This is a genomic window from Zobellia sp. B3R18, from assembly GCF_018860715.1.
Taxonomy (GTDB): Bacteria; Bacteroidota; Bacteroidia; order Flavobacteriales; family Flavobacteriaceae; genus Zobellia; species Zobellia russellii.
In genome coordinates this window covers 160,745-180,679 of the sequence record NZ_JAHKQG010000014.1, presented here as the reverse complement: position 1 = coordinate 180,679, position 19,935 = coordinate 160,745, and the positions used below count along the sequence as shown (strand labels likewise).

At 39.5% G+C, this 19,935-nt stretch carries 14 protein-coding genes; 9 read left to right on the top strand and 5 right to left on the bottom strand.

Annotation, left to right across the window (positions count from 1 at the left end; all coding sequences use genetic code 11):
• Positions 1-6 precede the first annotated feature (6 nt).
• The 5 genes from KO513_RS17415 to KO513_RS17395 all read right to left on the bottom strand — a co-directional run bounded on the left by KO513_RS17415 (position 7) and on the right by KO513_RS17395 (position 6,937).
• Positions 7-1,455 (bottom strand): tagaturonate reductase, encoded by a 1,449-nt coding sequence (locus tag KO513_RS17415; protein WP_215914521.1) that lies wholly within the window; start codon positions 1,453-1,455, stop codon positions 7-9.
• A 39-nt stretch (positions 1,456-1,494) separates the two neighbouring features.
• A complete protein-coding gene (locus tag KO513_RS17410; protein WP_215914520.1) occupies positions 1,495-3,147 on the bottom strand; it encodes a UxaA family hydrolase in 1,653 nt (550 codons plus the stop codon).
• Positions 3,148-3,194: 47 nt separating this feature from the next.
• A complete protein-coding gene (locus KO513_RS17405; RefSeq protein WP_215914519.1) occupies positions 3,195-4,211 on the bottom strand; it encodes a zinc-binding alcohol dehydrogenase family protein in 1,017 nt (338 codons plus the stop codon).
• Positions 4,212-4,385: 174 nt separating this feature from the next.
• The gene (locus KO513_RS17400) at positions 4,386-5,927 is read right to left on the bottom strand and encodes an alpha-L-fucosidase (protein ID WP_215914518.1); all 1,542 of its coding nucleotides are present in this window, start codon (positions 5,925-5,927) and stop codon (positions 4,386-4,388) included.
• A 170-nt stretch (positions 5,928-6,097) separates the two neighbouring features.
• A complete protein-coding gene (locus KO513_RS17395) occupies positions 6,098-6,937 on the bottom strand; it encodes an AraC family transcriptional regulator (RefSeq protein ID WP_215439223.1) in 840 nt (279 codons plus the stop codon).
• A gap of 186 nt (positions 6,938-7,123) precedes the next feature.
• On the opposite strand from KO513_RS17395, the gene KO513_RS17390 reads away from it, so the two are divergent.
• The 9 genes from KO513_RS17390 to KO513_RS17350 all read left to right on the top strand — a co-directional run bounded on the left by KO513_RS17390 (position 7,124) and on the right by KO513_RS17350 (position 19,855).
• Complete coding sequence (locus KO513_RS17390) at positions 7,124-8,287, top strand: cytochrome P450 (RefSeq protein ID WP_215914517.1); 1,164 nt, start codon at positions 7,124-7,126, stop codon at positions 8,285-8,287.
• Positions 8,288-8,292: 5 nt separating this feature from the next.
• A complete protein-coding gene (locus tag KO513_RS17385) occupies positions 8,293-8,601 on the top strand; it encodes a 2Fe-2S iron-sulfur cluster-binding protein (RefSeq protein WP_215914516.1) in 309 nt (102 codons plus the stop codon).
• 6 nt (positions 8,602-8,607) lie between these two features.
• A complete protein-coding gene (locus tag KO513_RS17380; RefSeq protein ID WP_215914515.1) occupies positions 8,608-9,864 on the top strand; it encodes an NAD(P)/FAD-dependent oxidoreductase in 1,257 nt (418 codons plus the stop codon).
• A 21-nt stretch (positions 9,865-9,885) separates the two neighbouring features.
• Positions 9,886-11,004 (top strand): Zn-dependent alcohol dehydrogenase, encoded by a 1,119-nt coding sequence (locus KO513_RS17375; protein ID WP_215914514.1) that lies wholly within the window; start codon positions 9,886-9,888, stop codon positions 11,002-11,004.
• 6 nt (positions 11,005-11,010) lie between these two features.
• Positions 11,011-11,817 carry an alpha/beta hydrolase gene (locus KO513_RS17370; protein WP_215914513.1) on the top strand — a complete coding sequence of 269 codons (807 nt, stop codon included), beginning with the start codon at positions 11,011-11,013 and terminating at the stop codon, positions 11,815-11,817.
• A gap of 54 nt (positions 11,818-11,871) precedes the next feature.
• Positions 11,872-12,756, top strand: a complete 885-nt coding sequence (locus tag KO513_RS17365; RefSeq protein ID WP_215914512.1) for a phytanoyl-CoA dioxygenase family protein — start codon at positions 11,872-11,874, stop codon at positions 12,754-12,756.
• Positions 12,757-12,930: 174 nt separating this feature from the next.
• Positions 12,931-14,535, top strand: coding sequence for a sulfatase (locus tag KO513_RS17360; RefSeq protein WP_252735942.1), 1,605 nt, complete (start codon positions 12,931-12,933; stop codon positions 14,533-14,535).
• 657 nt (positions 14,536-15,192) lie between these two features.
• Positions 15,193-18,210, top strand: coding sequence for a SusC/RagA family TonB-linked outer membrane protein (locus tag KO513_RS17355; protein WP_215914511.1), 3,018 nt, complete (start codon positions 15,193-15,195; stop codon positions 18,208-18,210).
• A gap of 31 nt (positions 18,211-18,241) precedes the next feature.
• Positions 18,242-19,855, top strand: coding sequence for a RagB/SusD family nutrient uptake outer membrane protein (locus tag KO513_RS17350; RefSeq protein ID WP_215914510.1), 1,614 nt, complete (start codon positions 18,242-18,244; stop codon positions 19,853-19,855).
• Positions 19,856-19,935 lie beyond the last annotated feature (80 nt).

Sequence of the window (19,935 nt, the reverse complement as noted above, 5' to 3'; positions counted from 1 at the left end):
CTTCAATTATAGTTTATTCAGACAAGCAGCAACTCCTTCTGTTTCAATACACTCAATATTTGTGGAAACGCTATTTTCTAGTCCGTTAATCTGCGTTAGGTCTTCTCCCCAAATGGAGGCGTTCTTAAGTACATTGTTCGTAAATGTGCTCAAGCTAGAGGTGCCTTCATCTACTTTTTGCCATTCGGAAGCAAAAAAATGAAGTACTTGTTTGTCATCGTTAAGAGCAATAGACTCTCCATTGAATTCCCCTTTATAAAACCGAAGCATAGCCGAAAGACCAAATACAATACGTTTGGGTAATTTGCCTTGCGCATTGTTGTAGTCCTTTAGGGTAGGTAATAGACGCGCTACAAACTTAGAAGTACTGTTTAAGGATATACTAATGAGTTGATGCTTTAAAAGTGGATTTCTAAAACGATCAAGTACGTCCGCTACAAATTTGTTTTTTACGTCATCCGGAAAATCCAGTGTTTTTGCAGCTTCCTCTAAAAGAAGACTTTCTACAAAATGGCTTACCTCTTTATTTTCCATGGCTTCTTTTACAAAACGGATGCCCGCCAAATAGCCTACAGGAACCATGGATGTGTGTGCCCCGTTTAAAATGCGCACTTTCATCTCACGGTAGGGGGCAAGGTCGTTTACAAACTCCACATTAAGATCGGTTTGAGCGAACGGAAGTTCTTTTTGAACTGTTTCGTTAGCTTGAATTACCCAGCTATGGTAATACTCGCCTGCAACTAAAAGTTCATCTTTATAACCTAGTTCTTGTTCAATTTCATTTGCCCGGTCAGATGGATATCCCGAAACAATACGGTCTACCAATGTGCTGCAAAAATGATTGGCCGCCAGGATCCAGTTTTTAAAATCTTCTTCTAGCTCCCAATGGTCTGCGTATTGCAAAACGGTCTGTTGAAGAGCGGTGCCATTATCCTCTATAAGCTCACAAGGAAGCAGAATGCATCCTTTGGAAGTATCTGCTTTAAAGTGTTTGTAACGGTGGTAAAGCCATATCGTTAGTTTAGCGGGAAACTCTTTTGGCGGCTCCCCATTAAACTTATCCTCGGCATTAAATTTAATACCTGCTTCCGTAGTGTTGGAGACGATAAAACGTAAGTCTTCGGTTTCGGCCAATTTTAGATAGGTAGCCCATTCATTATAAGAATGAATTACTTGCTGAACCTCTGTAACCAGTGTTTTTTCGGCAACGAGTTCACCGTTTTTTATTCCGTCAAGAACAACGGTAAACAGACCGTCTTGTTCTTTGAGTTCGGCATAATCTCCACCAGCTGTTGGTTTTATTATAGCAATGTCACCGTTAAAATCAGTTTCTTGGTTAAGTACGTGTACCATCCAATCTACAAAGGCACGTAAAAAGTTTCCGCCGCCAAACTGCATTACCTTTAATGGGCGTTGCACTCTGTTTGGTACGGTTGTATGATTTAAAATCTGCATTAAATAGCTGTTTGTCAAGTTAAAATTTAGTTGAGATATTTAAAGTGATATACCTCTTTTCCAAGGGATAAAGTCTTCCTGGCCCAAACGTACGGCCGCAGGAACAACTTCTCCGCTGGCTACCTTAATAATGTATTCCAATAACTCTTCACCTTTGGTCTCAATAGTATCTTCTCCCGTAATTACCGTTCCGGTATTAAAGTCTATGATATCTTTCATGCGGCTACTTAGCGTATTGTTGCTAGATAGTTTAATGACCGGTGCAATAGGGTTTCCGGTAGGAGTTCCTAAACCTGTTGTAAAACAGATTACGTTACATCCCGATCCGGCAAGACCGGTAGTGCTCTCTACATCATTTCCGGGCGTACATAAAAGGTTCAATCCTTTTTTTCTAACCGGCTCCGTATAATCCAGCACATCGGTTACGGGGCTTGTGCCCCCTTTTTTGGCAGCGCCGGCAGATTTCATCGCATCGGTAATAAGTCCGTCTTTTATATTTCCAGGTGATGGATTATTTTCAAATCCAGACCCAACGGATACGGCCTTATCCGAATAGGCGCGCATAAGTTTCGCGAATTTGGTTGCATTTTCTTCCGTTTCGCAACGGTTGATGAGTTCTTGCTCAACACCGTTAAGCTCAGGAAATTCGGAAAGCACCGTAGTGGCACCCAATGCTACTAATAAATCCGATGCATAGCCCAATGATGGATTTGCGGATATTCCCGAGAAACCGTCTGAACCACCACATTCCAAACCTAGGACAAGTTTGGTAAGTGGTGCTGGTTTTCTTTCTATTTTATTGGCTTCGATGAGCCCCACAAAGGTCTTTTTAACCGCTTCTTCAATAAATTGACGCTCTCCGGAACTCTTTTGTTGTTCAAGTATGTAAAGTGGCTTGTTAAAATTAGGGTCAAGCTTGGCTATGGCCGCTTCCAATAATTTGAACTGAGCATTTTGGCAACCCAAACTAAGAATGGTAGCACCTGCTGTATTTGGGTGGGTAATGTACCCTGCCAAAAGATTACAAAGGGTTTCCGAATCTTGGCGAATACCACCGCAACCGCCGTCATGGTTTAGGAACTTAATACCGTCCACATTCGGGAAAGTGCGGTTTTGTTTGATTTCTTCGGGGGTTTTAATAATATCCGAAGATAAAAGTTCATCATCGGAAGCACCATTTTTATAGTGATTGACAAGTACTTCTGTATCTACTACAAAATCCGTTGTGGTATGGTAGCCCAAGGATTTTAAAAGAGCGGATTTCATTACGTCTACGTTTCTGTTCTCACAGAAAACCAAAGGAATTACCAACCAATGATTGGCCGTGCCAACTTTACCATCCGTTCTATGGTATCCATTAAAAGTTACGTCTTTCCATTTAGTTACGTCAGGTGCTGTCCAGCTCAACTTCTCTTGACCAACGGCATACTCGGAAGATGCATGTACTACATTTTCGGTAGTAATGGTCTCTCCCTTGGCAATTAGTTTAGTGGCCTTGCCCACTAATGAACCGTACATAATAATAGGGTCCCCAACATTTAGCTGGGTAGTAGTGAATTTATGTTTTGCCTTTACGTTCAGGATTACCTGAAAGCTGTCATTGTTATGAACAATATCAGAACCTTTAGGAATATCGGTAAGGGCTGCCAGAACGTTATCATCTGGATGAATTTGCAAAAATTGCTTGGACATAGTGTTCTTTACTTTTGTCTGTGCTTAATGGTTTGGTTGATGAACGTCTATTCAAAATCAACAGTAGCCTTGATAACTCCGTTAGCTGGGTCTAACCAGCCATCAAAGTTGGTAATCATTTCTGTATAAGGAACATTATGGGTAATGAAGGAGTCTATTGGAAACCCGCCTTTTTCCAAAACGGAAATAACATGTTCAAAATCTTCCAAAGTAGCATTTCTACTACACATAATAGTTGTTTCCTTGGCATGGATCTTAGGGTGCGTAAATACCAGTTCTCCTTTAGAAAGGCCAACTAAAACGTATCTTCCACCATGTGACATATAATCCGGGCCTGCTTCAAGAGCTCCTTTATGACCTGTTGCATCAAAAACCGCAGTAGCTAAATCACCATTAGTAATTTCAGAAACTCGGTCTACAGCATCTTTTCCTCCTAGAACAACATAGTCAACACCAATATCGTTTTTAGCATAGTCCAAACGTTGTTGGTTCATGTCTATGGCAATTACTTTTGCCCCGGCAATTTGTGCCAATTTCATGATACCTATACCAATAGGGCCACAACCTACTACCACAATGGTTTCACCAGGTTGAACATTGGCACGACGTATAGCGTGCGCTCCAATAGCCAACGGTTCAACTACGGCCATTTGGTCATCTGTTAATTGTTGCGCGGGAATAAGCAAGTTGGTAGGAACCGTAATTTTTTCTTGCATGCCACCATCTGTATGAACCCCTAGTACCTTAATGTTGGTACAACAATTGGTTTTGCCGTTTCTACAGGCAATACATGTACCACAGCTTACATAAGGCATAACCACAACATTGTCTCCCGCTTTAATACCTTGAGGATTCTCATCTATTTCCACTACTTGCGTGGCTAGTTCATGACCAAGGATTCTTGGATAGGTAAAAAAGGCTTGATTACCAGCATAGGCATGTAAGTCCGTTCCGCAGATACCCACTTTTTTAACTTTTAATATAGCTTCACCGGCTTTTCTTGTTGGTTCATCTTTCTCTTTAAGAATGAACTCTCCCGGCTTCTCGCATACAATATATTTCATGTGTTTAATTTGTTTTTGGTCACATTTATATGAAAACAAGTTATTTCTCTTAATACTATCCAGTTTTTGAAATCTACACCTATTGCAATTGGTGTACTACTGAAAAAGAGCGCACCGTTATGGTGCGCTCCTAAATTAAAAAAAACTAACTCAACTAACTTCTTTATTAAGGTGCTATAACGATATTTCAAGCACGTGTGCAAAATCTCCGGATTTACTTCCAAGATTGGAAATTGAAAGCGCATCGTCTTTCACATCAAAGGAAATTTTAGCATCACTACCCAGTAATTTTACACTTTTGATATTTAGGTCTTTACCATATTCACTGGCTTTACCTAAAGACTTAATATCTACTTTATTTCCTTCTGGCCATTCCATCATGATGGCATACAACTTATCGCCTTTTTTGGTGAAACGAATATCTTGGCCTGTAAAGTCTTTGTTCTGACCTTCGCTATGGTGACCTTTTTTAACTTCGGTAGGACCTTCGCCAAATGTGCTCCAGTACTCCGTATCATAAATAGCTTCGCCATTAACTTTTAACCAATCGCCTATTTGAAACAATATTTCTTTTTGGTCCTCTGGGATGGTACCATCCGCTTTTGGTCCTACATTAAGTAATAGGTTTCCGTTTTTAGAAACAATATCAACTAAATCGTCAACAAGACTATTTGCTGTGCGCGACTCCCAATTGGTTACGTAGCACCAAGAATTCTTTCCAATGGACGTATCTGTCTGCCAAGGTAATTTTCTAATACCAGGAAGCTTACCACGTTCCAAATCATAGATTACGGTACCTTCAGGAAAGGCTTCATGGTCAAAGTTCTTGTCATTGATAACTACTTCTTTACCCCATTCAATACCTTTATTGTAGTAATAAGCGGCAATTTTAGGACGGTATTCTTTGTAATCTGGGATATCCAAATAGAAATCGAACCAAAGAATGTCCGGTTGATAATTATCGATTAGATCCACGGTTCTGTCCCACCACATTTTTTTGAATTCCTCAGATACAGGCTCGGTAAGGTCTTTTCCTTTTGGAGAGTATAAGTCTGCGTATTGTGGGTCTGTCGTGTCAAACTTGTCCTTTTTATTGTAGAAAGACCAGTTAAAGGCATAGTGCGAAGACGCTCCCATAATCATACCTTGCTCGCGACCTTCTTTAAAAAGTTCACCTAACACATCACGTTTTGGGCCCATGTCTACTGAATTCCATCGGGTTGTGTTGGATTTGTACATGGCAAAACCATCATGATGGTCCGCTACAGGGATCACATATTTAGCACCGGATTTCTTAAAAATATCTATCCATTCCTTAGCATCGAATTTTTCGGCTTTGAACATGGGTATAAAGTCCTTATAACCAAATTCCTTTTGGTCACCATATGTTTTTTTATGGTGAAGGTATGTTGCGTTAGGTCCTTTTTTACCAAGGTTTAGCTGGGCACTGAATGTGGCCGTGTCCATATACATTTGGCGTGGGTACCATTCCGATCCGTAAGCGGGTACGGCATAAGCCCCCCAGTGAATGAATATTCCAAATTTACTATCATTGAACCATTCCGGGTCTTTATAGTTTTTCTTAATGGATTCCCAGTTGGCTTCGTATACAGCCGCAGTTTCTTGGGTTGCTGGTTCTTCTTTCTTCTTCTCCGTTTTTGAACCACATGAAGCAAGAACAACTCCGGTCAATATAAGTGTGAATATTTTATTCATTAAAAATAATTTATAAGGTTGGTTAGTGATGGGCGACACAGGCGCTTTTAATGAGTTGCTAAATTGCAATTTAATAGCGCAAACGAAAGAACGAATTGTTCAAATAACTATAACAAATGGTTAAATATTTGATTTGTAGTGTTTTTGATGAGTTGTTAAAGTGCAGTAATTTAGGGCTTTGCGTATTTTCTTTGGTAAGACAGTGGTGAAGAACACATGAATTTTTTGAATTGCCGGTGGAAAAAAGGCAGGCTCTCATAACCACATGCAAAGGCTATTTGGGAGACGGAATCATGAGTGTCCAAGAGCATTCTAGCAGAAATATTAATGCGGTATTCGTTTAAGAAAGTAAAGAACGGGCGTCCCATCATTTTAGTAAAGAATCTGGAAAAAGACTGTTCGGACATGTTCACTAGATCGGCCAGTTCTTTCAAGTAAATTTTGCGGCTGTAGTTTGCACTAACAAAATCGTGAACTTGTGCCATACGATTACCATATTCAGAAGGGAGGTCTTCTGTAAAACTGGCACTGGATAACGTCTTGTAACCACAACTGGATAGCTTTACTAGAATTGTGAGCAGTTCTATATATAGGTCATGCGCTTCTAGTTCCGGGCATTTTTTTAAACGGGATAGGAGTGGGGCTGTATCCTTAGTATTGAACAATAGGCCTTTGGAGGAAGTCCTTAACATTTGGAATAGCGAGGCCAATTCCGGAACTTTAGGAAATACACCTAAATTCCATTGGATGACTATAGATTTGGACAACCCTTTTTGTTCTGTGTTGTTCTTCCAGCAATGGGGAAGATTGGACCGCAATAAAACCAATTCACCGGGCTCATAGGGTCCAACGTAATCGCCCACAAACTTTGTACCTACGCTTTCTTCTATATAGGTAAGCTCGTGTTGAGGGTGAAAATGCCAAGGCGTATCAAAATCTTTTTTAGAATGATAAAAACTGGTAATGGTACGCTTATCATCTAAATGTATGGGCTCTAAAATAGGTTCCATATCGCTAAGGATAAATAGGGTTCTGGGATTTGGTGATGTTGTTTATTTTGTTTCAAATTACGTAAAATTTAATGGATTGATACAGAATAAGGTACTTATTTGCTAAAAAAGGCAATTATTAGTCTTAAAGAAATAATCAAATTTGTAGCTCCACAAAATGTCGATACTTAAATTAATGTCGTTGATATGAAGAAAAGTGAATTTCCCGACCCATTTGAAAGCGAAAGAGAATCAAAGGGTTATGGTGAGATGGACGATCAAAATGACCCGGTAACCATGCTTTTACGTCATAAGGATGTTCGTAAAACTGCACATAACTATAAAACATTTCAATCCGGTGCCGTTCCTGGGCGGATCGTTGTGCCTTCGGAAGTCAATATTCGTGAAACCCGCCAAATACCTTTTGAGGTAGATCCACCGGTTCATGGTATTTACAGAGCTTTGGTAGAACCTTGGTTTAAAAGGCCTTTGCAACCGGAATATCAAGAGGGGTTAGCGGAACAAATTAAAAGTTTAGTTGATGACGTGCTCCAACAAGATTCAGTTGAAGTGGTAACCGAGTTTGCGTTAAAACTACAGTCACGGGCACTAACCTTACTTTTAAACACACCTTATTCTGAGTCGGAAACTTGGATTTCTTGGGGAACCCATGTCTTTAGGAGTGAAGGCGAGGCATTAGATGGCGATAAAGCCAATATTCTATATGATTATATAGATGCCGAAATAGAACGTGCCAGTAAGAACCCTACGGGAGATATGTATTCCATACTTCTTGATTCTGAGTTTGAAGGTCGAAAGTTGACTAAAGAAGAAGTAAAGGGCGTAATGGTCTTAACTTTTGCGGGCGGTAGGGACACGGTTATAAATGCCGTTACCAACGCTATTGCTTATTTGGCCGAACATCCGGAGTCGTTGGAGCGTTTACGGAATGAGCCGGAAATTACAGGAAAGACCGTTGAGGAAATGATTCGTTATTTTTCTCCACTTACCCATATGGGGCGTGTAGTTACGGAAGATACTTTTGTGTGCGAACATGCGGCAAAAGCAGACACCAGAGTGTCATTATGTTGGGCCTCTGCCAACAGGGATGCTAATGTGTTCGAGAACCCTAATGAAATTGTAATGGACCGCAAAATCAATCCGCATGTAGGCTTCGGTTTTAGTCACCATAACTGTTTAGGGGCAACACATGCTCGTCAGATAATGAAAACTTTGCTTATGACATTAGCGGAAAAAGTGGCTTCCTTCGAGATATTTGATTGCAAGGAGAATATAGAAGACTTGCATCACTTTAAGCGTAAAGTAGGTTTCCACAGTATTCATATGAAATTCAACCCATTAACAAAATAACAACCATGGCAAAAATCACATTTATAACCAGTGACGAAGAAACAATAACCTTAGAAGGAACCTCCGGTTCAGTAATGGCCTTGGCCGTTGAGAATGGAGTGCCGGGAATTGATGGCGATTGTGGAGGAGTTTGTTCTTGTGCTACCTGTCATGTGCATGTAGCTCCAGATGATATGGATAAAACAGGGAGCGCTAGCGAAATTGAGACTGATATGCTTGAGCTTGATGATAATGCAAATGAATATAGCCGTCTTTGTTGCCAAATAGATATTACGGATGCTATTGATGGTGTCGTATTGAAAGTGGCCAAATAAATTGTAATGTCTGAAAATACAACTCATACTCAAAATTGTGTGGTAATTGGTGCGAGTCACGCCGGAGTGAATTTTGCGTTTGTTCTGCGGCGGGAAGGTTGGCAGGGTTCTATAACCTTAATAGATATAGATCCAACGTTGCCCTACCATAGGCCGCCATTATCAAAAGCATATTTAACCAGTGAGGACGGTATTGAGAAAAACCTCCTTAAGTCCGAAGAAAGTTATAAAAAAGAGAATGTTGAACTTAGGCTTGGGGTTTGGGTAGATGCCATAGACCGCAAAAACAAAACTGTTAATCTAGCCGATGGCAGTACATTACCCTATGATAAATTAGTGTTAGCTACGGGAGCGCGGCCCATTATGCCGCCGATACCGGGGTTAAATACTGCTCAGAACCTATTTCCGCTTAGGTCAGCGGCCGATGTGGCCAATATTAGGAATACGGTAGTTGCGAATAAGGCACTTAAAGTGGTTATTATTGGTGGTGGGTATATAGGACTTGAGACTGCTGCATCGCTCAAAAAGTTGGATGCAGATGTTACGGTTTTGGAACGGGAGTCACGAATTCTCGCCCGAGTTACCGCTCCTGAAATGTCTGCTTTTTTTCAGAAACTTCACGCGGACAATGATGTTGCGGTGCTGACAGAAAAGAACGTAATTTCTATAGAAAACAATCAGAATAAAAACACGGTGGTCTGTTCGGACGGGACTAGTTATGAGGCCGATATGATTATTGTGGGTGTTGGTATTCACGTAAACAAGGAATTGGCCGAAAAGGCTGGTTTGACTATTGAGAACGGTATTCGCGTAAATGAAAGGGCGCAGACCAATGATGCATCTATTTATGCTATAGGTGATTGTACGTTTCACCATAATTTACACTACAACAGATATATCCGGTTGGAGTCTGTGCAAAATGCTGTGGACCAAGCTAAAATTGCTGCGGCTGCCATTGCCGGTAAAGAATGTTGTTATAATGCTATACCTTGGTTTTGGTCCGATCAATATGATGTAAAACTACAAATGGTAGGTCTTTTCGAAGGTTATAATCAGGTAGTTGTACGTGAGGAAGTAGATAAGAAAAACTGTTTTTCCGTATGGTATTTTAAAGGGGATACACTTTTGTCCGTAGATGCGGTAAACAATGCAAAAGCCTATGTGTACGGTACAAAGTTCATAAAAGGCGGAGAGAAAATCGATAAAGAAAAATTAAGCGATCCAAAGGCGGAGTTTAAACCGACCAACCTTATAGCTCAATAACAATATATTAAAGTATACTACATGTCCATTCAATCAAAAAGTGCAGTTGCCAAAGGAGACGGTACCTTTGTTATTGCCAATGTAACCCTTGCCGAACCAAAGGCAGACGAGCTGCTTATAAAAATAAAGGCCGCCGGTCTTTGTCATACGGACTATGATTCCCTTACGTGGGGAAAGCCAATTGTAATGGGCCATGAGGGTGCAGGAATTATAGAAAAAATAGGCTCAGGAATAAAAGGTTTAAAAGTAGGGGACCAAGTTCTTTTGAACTGGGCCACACCTTGTTTGAGCTGTTTTCAATGTCAAGAGGGCAATCAGCATATATGTGAAAACAATTCTCCGGTAGTGGCCGGTGGAAACGGTCATACTCCTGGTCATGCCCATTTAGACGGTAGCCAATGGGAGGGAAAACCTATTGAACGGTCTTTTAATCTGGGTACTCTTAGTGAGTATGCTTTGGTCAAAGAATCTGCTGTGGTAAAAATAGAAGAGGAAAATTTGAATTTCTCAGCCGCAAGTATTATCAGTTGTGGCGTAATGACCGGCTATGGTTCGGTGGTAAATTCTGCAAATTTAGCAGCAGGAAGCTCGGCCGTAATATTAGGTTGTGGTGGAGTTGGACTTAATGTAATCAATGCCTGTGAAATCTCTGGAGCTGGTAGAATTATAGCGGTAGATATCAATCCCAATAAACTAGAGCTCGCCAAACAGTTTGGTGCTACGGATGTTATTTTGGCGGATAAAGAAGATATAGGTTTGGCCAATGTTGCAGAGCAGGTAAAAACCATGCTTGGTGGTCGTGGGGCCGATTATGCTTTTGAGTGTACTGCCATTCCAGCTTTGGGAGCAGCACCCTTGGCAATGGTTCGTAATGCCGGAACGGCCGTTCAGGTTAGTGGTATAGAAGAAGATATCACCATTGATATGCGTCTTTTTGAATGGGATAAAATATACATTAATCCGCTTTATGGAAAATGTAGGCCTCAAATAGACTTTCCAAAATTAGTCCGACTTTATAAGAAGGGCGACTTGAAATTGGATGAAATGATTACGAAAGAATATAAACTAGATGATTTGCAACAAGCCCTAGACGATATGTTGGCGGGTAAAAATGCAAAAGGAGTAATAGTTTTCGATTAGAAAAACATGTTTAGAACCACCGAAATTTCAGATGCTGCTTACGAGAGTGGAAACCTTAGGTTCATTACCGTTAAGACCAATAAGCTAAAGGGAAGAGGGGATATTTGTGTATTTGTGCCACCAATGGCAAATCTAGAAGATTTACCGCTTGTTATTTTGTTACATGGGGTTTATGGCAGTGCTTGGGTATGGTCTCAAAAGGCGGGAGTTCATATTTCGGCTCTTGAGATGATGGAGAAAGGAGAGATTCCACCTATGGTGATAGCTATGCCTTCAGACGGACTTTGGGGAGATGGTTCCGGTTATCTTCCGCATAATCATAAAGATTTTGAAAGTTGGATTGTAGATGATGTGCCCAATGCAGTTATCGAGAATATTCCATCCGTAAGTAAAAAATCTGAATTGTTCATTTCCGGGCTTTCCATGGGGGGCTTTGGAGCCTTGCGTTTGGGGGTGAAATATGGTGATAGATTTAAGGCCATTTCAGGACATTCATCCATTACCGATATAGAACAGATGAACCTTTTTGTAGAGGAAAATCTGGATAATTATAAGCAGAAAAATTCTTCTGAAAATTCCGTCTGGGGATTAATACAAAAAAATAAAAACCACCTGCCAAAACTGCGTTTTGATTGTGGTAGTGAAGATCAGCTTATTGAGTACAACAGGAAGCTTCATAAACAATTAGATGATAATAATATCCAGCATATATACGAAGAGTTTAAAGGTGCTCATGAATGGTCTTATTGGAGCGAGCATGTAAAAGATACTTTGCGGTTTTTTGCTATTCATTGTCAGAAAACCATTTCGTGAAGAACGCTTGGGAATTACATAAATAATCAACCAAAATTTAAAGAATTAAAAGCGATGCAATTAGTAAAAGATTTGGCAGACCGTCACGAATTGGTTTCAGACCTTTTCAAACAACCAAGTACACCGGAAGAATGGGAGCAGTATAAACTGAGTGATGAGCAGGTGGCCCATTTTCATGAGTATGGTTATGTCTCGGGAATAAAATTATTAGACGAAACTCAGATTGAAGTATTGAGAAAGGAGTTGGAAGAAATTCGTGACCCTAAGCACCGGGCTCATGAGCTTTTTTATGAATTTCATGGGAACCAATCTACGGATCCAAATACGGTGCTTTTTCATTCTTTAGGGCACTGGCGAATTACAGAAGGGTTTCATGATTTGTTATGGAATCCCGCTTTTACAATGGCAGCAAGTCAATTGTTGGGTAACAATAATGTTAGGTTTTGGCATGATCAATTGTTTTGCAAACCTTCCAACCACGGAGGTGTAGTGGCTTGGCATCAAGATTATTCTTTTTGGATCAGAACCGTGCCTATGCAGCATTTAACCTGTTGGACGGGCCTTGATGATGCCACCACCGAAAACGGTTGTCTTTATTATGTGCCAGGAAGTCACAAATGGGGACTTCTACAAAAGCCGGAACTAGCAGGAAAAATGGAAGGGCTTATGGAGTTTATGACCGATGAACAAAAGGCGAATTTTAACCCTGTTCCAATAGAGCTTAAAAAGGGGTATGGTTCTTTTCACCATCCTTTAATGATTCATGGTTCCTACGAGAACAAGTCCAATTTTAGCAGAAGAGCTTTTGTTTTGAATGTATTCGCAGATGGCACCGTTAGTGATACCGATGGGGAAATGCTCAGGGGCACACCCATTAAGGTGCCTAAAGGAGAAAAAATGGACGGAAAATTCTTTCCTCTTCTTTTCGATAAAAAATAGAGTTCTTATAAAGCTGCCCCTATTAATGGGGCAGTTTTATTTTATGCATTGTTACTTCGGGTCTAAATTACTTTTTCCACTATGTTGAAATTGTAGATGTCAAAAAATTGACAATACTATTATTTAGTATCTTTCCTCTTGTAAAAGATTTCACCATAAAATTTTTAGAAAGATATGAAGTATTTTCTCTGCTCTGTTCTCGCAGTAACCGGTATGGTTCTGACAAGTTGCAAGAACAATGAAAGGAAAGTTGAAGAAACAGCCATTAAGCCCAATGTGTTGTTCATTTTAGCAGATGATTACGGGTATCATGACTTGAGTGTTTCAGGTAGTAAATTCTACGAAACTCCCAACATTGATAGAATTGCCAACGAGGGGATGAATTTCACCAATGGCTATGCAACTAGTAGGGTTTGTAGCCCGTCAAGAGCCAGTATTATGCTGGGGACTTTTACCGCTAGACATGGTATTACCGATTGGATTGGAGCCAAAACAGGAACGGATTGGCGCAAGGCCGGTCGCTTTAATAGATTGCTTCCTCCTGAATACGAACATAATCTGCCGGCGGAGGCTATAACTTTACCCGAAGCTATGAAAGCGGCTGGGTACAAGACTTTCTTTGCTGGAAAATGGCATTTAGGAGAAAAGGGTTCGTGGCCGGAAGACCATGGTTTTGATATCAATAAAGGCGGATGGGATGTAGGTAGTCCTAATGGAGGTTATTTTGCACCTTTTATCAACCCAAATTTGGAGCATCATAAAGATGGCGAGAACTTAACCATGCGTTTAGCGGAGGAAACCGTAAACTTTTTTAAAGAGAACAACCCAGCGGAAACAGGTCAGCCAGTTTTTGCCTATCTCTCTTTTTATGCCGTTCACGGCCCTATACAGACCACCAAGGAGAAATGGGCAAAGTATCAGAAAAAAGCCGAGGAAAACGGCATAGCCGATACAGGATACAAAATGGCAAAATTCCTTCCAATACGCCAAGTACAGGATAATCCTATTTATGCAGGCTTGGTAGAGACTATGGATGATGCCGTGGGGAGAGTTTTACAAACGTTGGATTCTTTAGGCTTAGATAAAAATACAATGGTGGTCTTTACTTCTGATAACGGAGGAGTTTCCGCTGGAGATGCGTTTTCAACATCAAACCTACCGCTAAGAGGAGGAAAGGGCTATCAGTTTGAAGGAGGTATTCGTGAGCCGTATTTCATTAAAGCTCCATGGTTATTGAAAAGTGGCGCATCTTCTTCCGAACCTGTTACCGGAGCAGATTTTTACCCCACCATTTTGGATATTGCCGGAATTGATTTAAAACCGAAACAACATATAGATGGAAAAAGTTTATTACCAATTCTTAAAGGTGAGAGCATAGGGGAGCGGCCTTTATTTTGGCATTACCCACATTACGGTAATCAGGGAGGAGAACCGTCTTCGGTAATAAGAAAAGGAGATTGGAAGTTGATTCACTATTATGAAGATGATAGAGAAGAGCTTTACAATTTAAAGTATGATATAGAAGAGTTGACGGATGTTGTTAAAGACCATCCGGATTTGCAAAAACAGTTAAGAGAACAGCTGTTTGCCTATCTAGACGAAGTTGGAGCTCGTTATCCGTCAAAAGACCCCGAGTATAGTGTGGAAAAGGAAAATGCCTATCTCAAGAAAATAGTAGACAAAAAATTGCCATCACTAGAACAACAAAGACTGGAATTTCTCTCTCCGGATTTTGACCCAAAAAATGATTGGTGGGGCAGTAAAGTGACCAATGATTAAAATGAAACCGGTCTAAGGTTTAAACAATTTAAAATAAGCGAGTTAGGAAAAGGAGGCGATTTTCGCCTCCTTTTTTTGTTCTATTGATAAAGATATGGTTCGTTAACATAATATTTGCATATAATAAATACCAAAATTAGCACAACATATGTTCAAAAGGTAAAATAGTGCTACGATAGGTTAATCATCAGCTATAATCTAGTATTGTCTAGTATTAAGTTTAATTGTAATTGGTTTTCAATTTTTTTGTTGTGATAAATTCTATTTTTTTTTCGAATGTAGGCAATGATGAATGAATTATCTTTTTAAGGTAAGATGTGGTGATTTGTTTATAAAATATTGTTTATCAGATTTTTATATTGAAATTGTTTTAAATTGTTGTAGTGTTGTCAAATTAAAAGGAAGGATTTGTATTGATTTGATTTTACTATTTGAAATTCATAAATAATTACATCTGTCTAGTTTTTGTCTAGGATGATAATAGCAAATGAATACTCAATATTCATAATTTCACCTATGTGTCGTTGCGGTATTCTTAGTTTTGAAGGCAAAAAAATGCTAACTTTCTTTTAAGGAATATTTAAGAAATTAAACAACGGCAAGCATACTAAATAACCAAATTCTATTAACTCAAACTATTTAAACAAAAGAACGATTATGAAAAAACACTTAAAATTATTATTAAGAAAAAGTTGTCTTTTGGCACTCTTTCTAATAACTGTAAGCATGCAAGGGCTGTATGCGCAGCAGAATGTAACAGGTAATATAACAGATGAGAACGGAACCCCTGTTCCCGGGGCAAATATTTTGGTAAAAGGAACCACAAATGGGACACAATCAGATTTTGACGGAAATTTTACCATAGAAGCATCTGCTACCGACGTCTTGGTAATATCTTATATAGGTTACGCAACAAAGAGCATTACCGTTGGTGATCAAACATCTATGAATGTTCAGTTAGCGGAAGATGCCAGTAAACTAGAAGAAGTTATTGTAATAGGTTACGGAACAACAAAGAAAAAGGATGTTACCGGTGCAGTTGCCCGTGTGACATCAGAGTCGTTTGAAAATCAACCTCTGACCAGAGTAGATGAAGCCTTACAGGGTAGGGCGGCAGGTGTAACGGTTGCTAAAGCAAATGGTGCCCCTGGTGCAGGAATTAAAGTGCGTATTAGAGGGGTGAATTCTATTACAGGAAACAACGACCCATTAGTAGTTATTGATGGGGTTTTAGGAGGGGATTTAAGTACACTGAACCCTAATGATATAGCTTCTATGGATGTATTAAAAGATGCTTCTGCAACTGCTATTTATGGTGTGAGAGGTTCTAATGGTGTAATTCTTGTAACTACAAAAAGAGGGTCAGGTAGAGGAAAACTAAATGTGGATTTCTTTACAACGGTTTCACAGGTGCCGGATAACTTACCAACTTTAGCTGACGATGTAGCTCAATTTGCCAGAATAGAAAATTTGCGAAAATTGAATATTGGTCAGAACCCTACATTTACCGACGCTGAAATTTCAAATTTATCTACTGGCGGAGGTACAAAATATCAGGACGAAGTTTTGAGAACTGGTTTTAGCCAAAACTTACAAATCTCCGCAAACGGTGCAGATTCAGAAGGTAAACTTCGTTATTTCTTATCAGGAAATTATAGGAATGAAGAAGGAATTGTAATTAATACCGGATATCAACAGTTATCGGTAAGGTCAAATTTAGAGGCTCAAGTCAATGATAGGTTAAAAGTTGGTTTTAATATTTTTGGTATTAGGGGTGAGACAAAAAATAACTTTGAGAGATTCGGCAATGGTCAAGGAAGTATAATTGCAAAAGCATTAACGTGGGATCCAACTACACCCATTTATGATGCTAACGGAAATTATAATAGACGTTCCATAAGGGGGATCGGTTCATTAAATTTGAACCCCGTTCTAACATTGAATGAAACTGATGTTGCTGATATAAATGAGCGTTTAAGCGGTACATTAAATGTAAATTATAAATTCAATGAGAATTTTAGCTATACTATGGTGGCCGGTACACAAGTTAACAACTTAAATGTAGAACGGTATACTGTAGAAAATAGTAATGATACTCCTGCGGCAAACTTTAGTACAAATAAGTTTACATCATTTCAATTGAGTAATATATTTACTTGGCAGAAGGTATTTAGTGATATTCATGATATTAAACTGACAGGGGTTCAAGAATACTCTAATAACAAGACATCTTTTAATAGCTACAATGCGGATAATCTTTTATTGCCAAATGGATTTTACTTTGCGGAAACAGGAGAAGGTTTTTCAATAAACAACAATTTTTCGGAAAGGGAATTATCCTCTTTCATGCTAAGGGCTGAATATGTCTTGAATGATAATTTATCGATTACCGCTACAGGGCGTTACGATGGTACATCGGTTTTTAGAACTGGTAATAAATGGGGTTTCTTTCCTTCTGTAGCTGCAGGGTACAGCATTATTAATCCATCGCAAAGTACTGGTTTTATTAGTAATTTAAAATTAAGGGCCGGTTGGGGTCAGGTAGGGAACCAAGGTATTGATACCTATGGGACTTTTGCCAACTTAGCTGGCAACATTTATGCCTTTGATGGCGGAGCTCCAAATCCGGGAACGTTCATTACTAGTTTTGCAAATGAAGAACTTACTTGGGAAACTACAACACAAACCAACGTAGGAATTGACCTTGGGTTTGATAACGGTAGAGGTAATTTTAGTATAGATGGTTTCAAAAAACTTACTTCCGATTTGCTACTTGAGGTACCTGTTTCCGGAACCAATGGTGGCGGAACAGTTTTCCAAAATGTTGGAGAAGTAGAGAATTTTGGTATTGATATTTCCTTGGGCTACGATATTATTCAAACTGATGATTTTGTTTGGAATGCGAATTTGGCAGGTTCATATGTTCAGAACGAAGTAACCCAGTTGTTCAATGATCTAGAACAAATACAAGGTTTAGTACAAGTTCCTGGCGGGCAGGCTAGAGTTGCCAATATTATAGAATTGGGAGAGCCATTAGGGCAGTTTCAAGGGGCTACCTTTCTAGGTACTTGGAAGAGTTCAGAAGCTACTGATGCAGCAGCATTTGGAAAAGTACCAGGCGATGCTAAATACTTAAGGGATGAAGATGGAGAAATTGTCTTTGGAGCCATAGGAAATGGTACACCTAATCTAACTTGGGGTTTCAATAACACTATTACGTACAAAAACTTTGACCTGAACATTTTCCTGAATGGTGTTCACGGCTTTGACGTTTATAATTTAATGCAAGCGCAGATTACCGGTGGAGCGGGAGATTCAAGAAGTTTTTTGGCATCGGAACAAGTAAACCAATGGACAGCTAGTAACGAAACAGATGTTCCTGCCACTGTGCAATTATTCAACTCTTCTAAATATGTTGAGAAAGGAGATTTCATAAGGTTAAGTAACCTTACCATTGGATATACTTTAAGAAATGTATCTTGGTTGGGAGATACTTCAATTAAGATATATGGTGGTGGACAGAACTTATTTCTTATTACCGACTATAGCGGATATGATCCGGAGTTATCATCTAGAAGAACGGCAGAAGGAAATGCAGATGTGGCTCCTGGTATAAACGTTGGAGCTTATCCTAACCCTAGAACATACACCTTAGGGGTAAAAGTTGGATTCTAATAAATATCTAATAGAAAAATACATCATAAATATGAAAACAATAAAAATATATAAGTCAATAAAAGAGCTATTGAGCCTCTTAGGTCTATTGGCCGTAGTACTTGGTCTCAGTAGCTGTGAGCAGTTTGATCTTGAAGAAAACCCTGCGGCTTCGCAGTTACAGGTGGTTACCTATAGTTCTATGCCGCAGCTAGAATTGGGGGTTACCGGTATCTATGGTAAATTGAACAAGGCGGCATGGATGTCAACTTTTTATGTGAACGGTTGGTCAGGAGATGATATCACTACCCACGTGGCCAGTAACAAGGCAGATTTTAGAGAGTATGATCAACGTTTTGTAACGCCTGAAAACTCAAGAACCTTAACAAACTGGGAAGGTGTTTATGAAATGATACGTGCTGCAAATACAGTTTTTCAAAGTATAGAAGGGGTTACCTTATCTGACCCGGACCCTAATAAACAAGAGAGGTTAATAGGGGAAACTTATTTTCTGAGGGCCATCATGTTCAATCATTTAATGCGTATTCATGGAAGAATTCCTTTGGTTCTAGAGGTTGATCCGTTCCAACAGCCCTCATTAGCTTCTCAGCTTGAGGTATTTGAACAAATAGAAAGCGACCTTTTGGAAGCGGAGGCAAGATTACCTGAAAGTACAAATGTAGGTTCAACTAGACCTAGCAGTGGAACGGCAAGAGCATTTTTGGCAAGATTATATATGGACTGGGCAGGTTTTCCATTAAAGGATCAAAGTAAATATGCAATGGCCGCTTCAAGTGCAAAAATGGTTATGGATAATGCATCGGCACATAATTTTGGATTAGAACCAGATTTGGCTAAACTATGGTCATTGGCTGGCAGATTTACCCAAGAAGGAGTCTTCACTATTGCATATAGCAATGCTGCTGGAAATTTAACAAACCGTAAAATGGGCAAATTAGGTCTTCCTTCTGATCCAGGTCTTAATGGTTGGCAAGAAACATTTGCTGAAATTCGATTTTTTGAGGATATGCCAGAGGGAGCAAGAAAAGAGGCTACCTATTATGCAGAATTACCTGTTGGTGATGATGGAGCTATTAATTTAGAGGCTCCTACGAAAATGCTGCGTTGGGAAGAATTTAAAGATCAACAAAACCCTATTTTAAGAAAAATTGTTGGAGACTTGGCAGATGGAGATTGGGCTCAATTCCAAACCCTTAGAAGTGATTTGTATATGAGATATGCAGAGGTTCTATTGATATATGCTGAAGCTTCAGGTGAAGCTGGTACAGCTGGCGCTGATGCTTGGGAGGCATTGAATATGGTGCATAGAAGAGCAGAAGGTTTAGATATCAATGCTATGTCTCCAAGTGATTTAACGGCGAGCGATGGTACCATTCAAGATTTGGCCTTCACTGAAAGAAAATGGGAATTTGCCGGAGAATTTATTCGTTGGAATGACTTGGTACGTAAGGAAAAGGTTCAGGAAGCTCTTGGAAATAGAAACCCACAAGTTTCTATTGGTACTGAATTTGATGCCGATGGAAATGGTTCGCCAAAACCATTGACCACTGCGCAAAACCCAATATTAGGGTCATTGGCAACAGATAATTATTATGCGCCAATTCCGCTGCAAGAAATAGAACAAAATCCTAATCTTGCTAATTAAGATAAAGTTTGTTGAGTTAGTTTGAGTAAAACGGTAAGATTTTTTAAATCTTACCGTTTTTTCTTTTTATTGGAAATTCA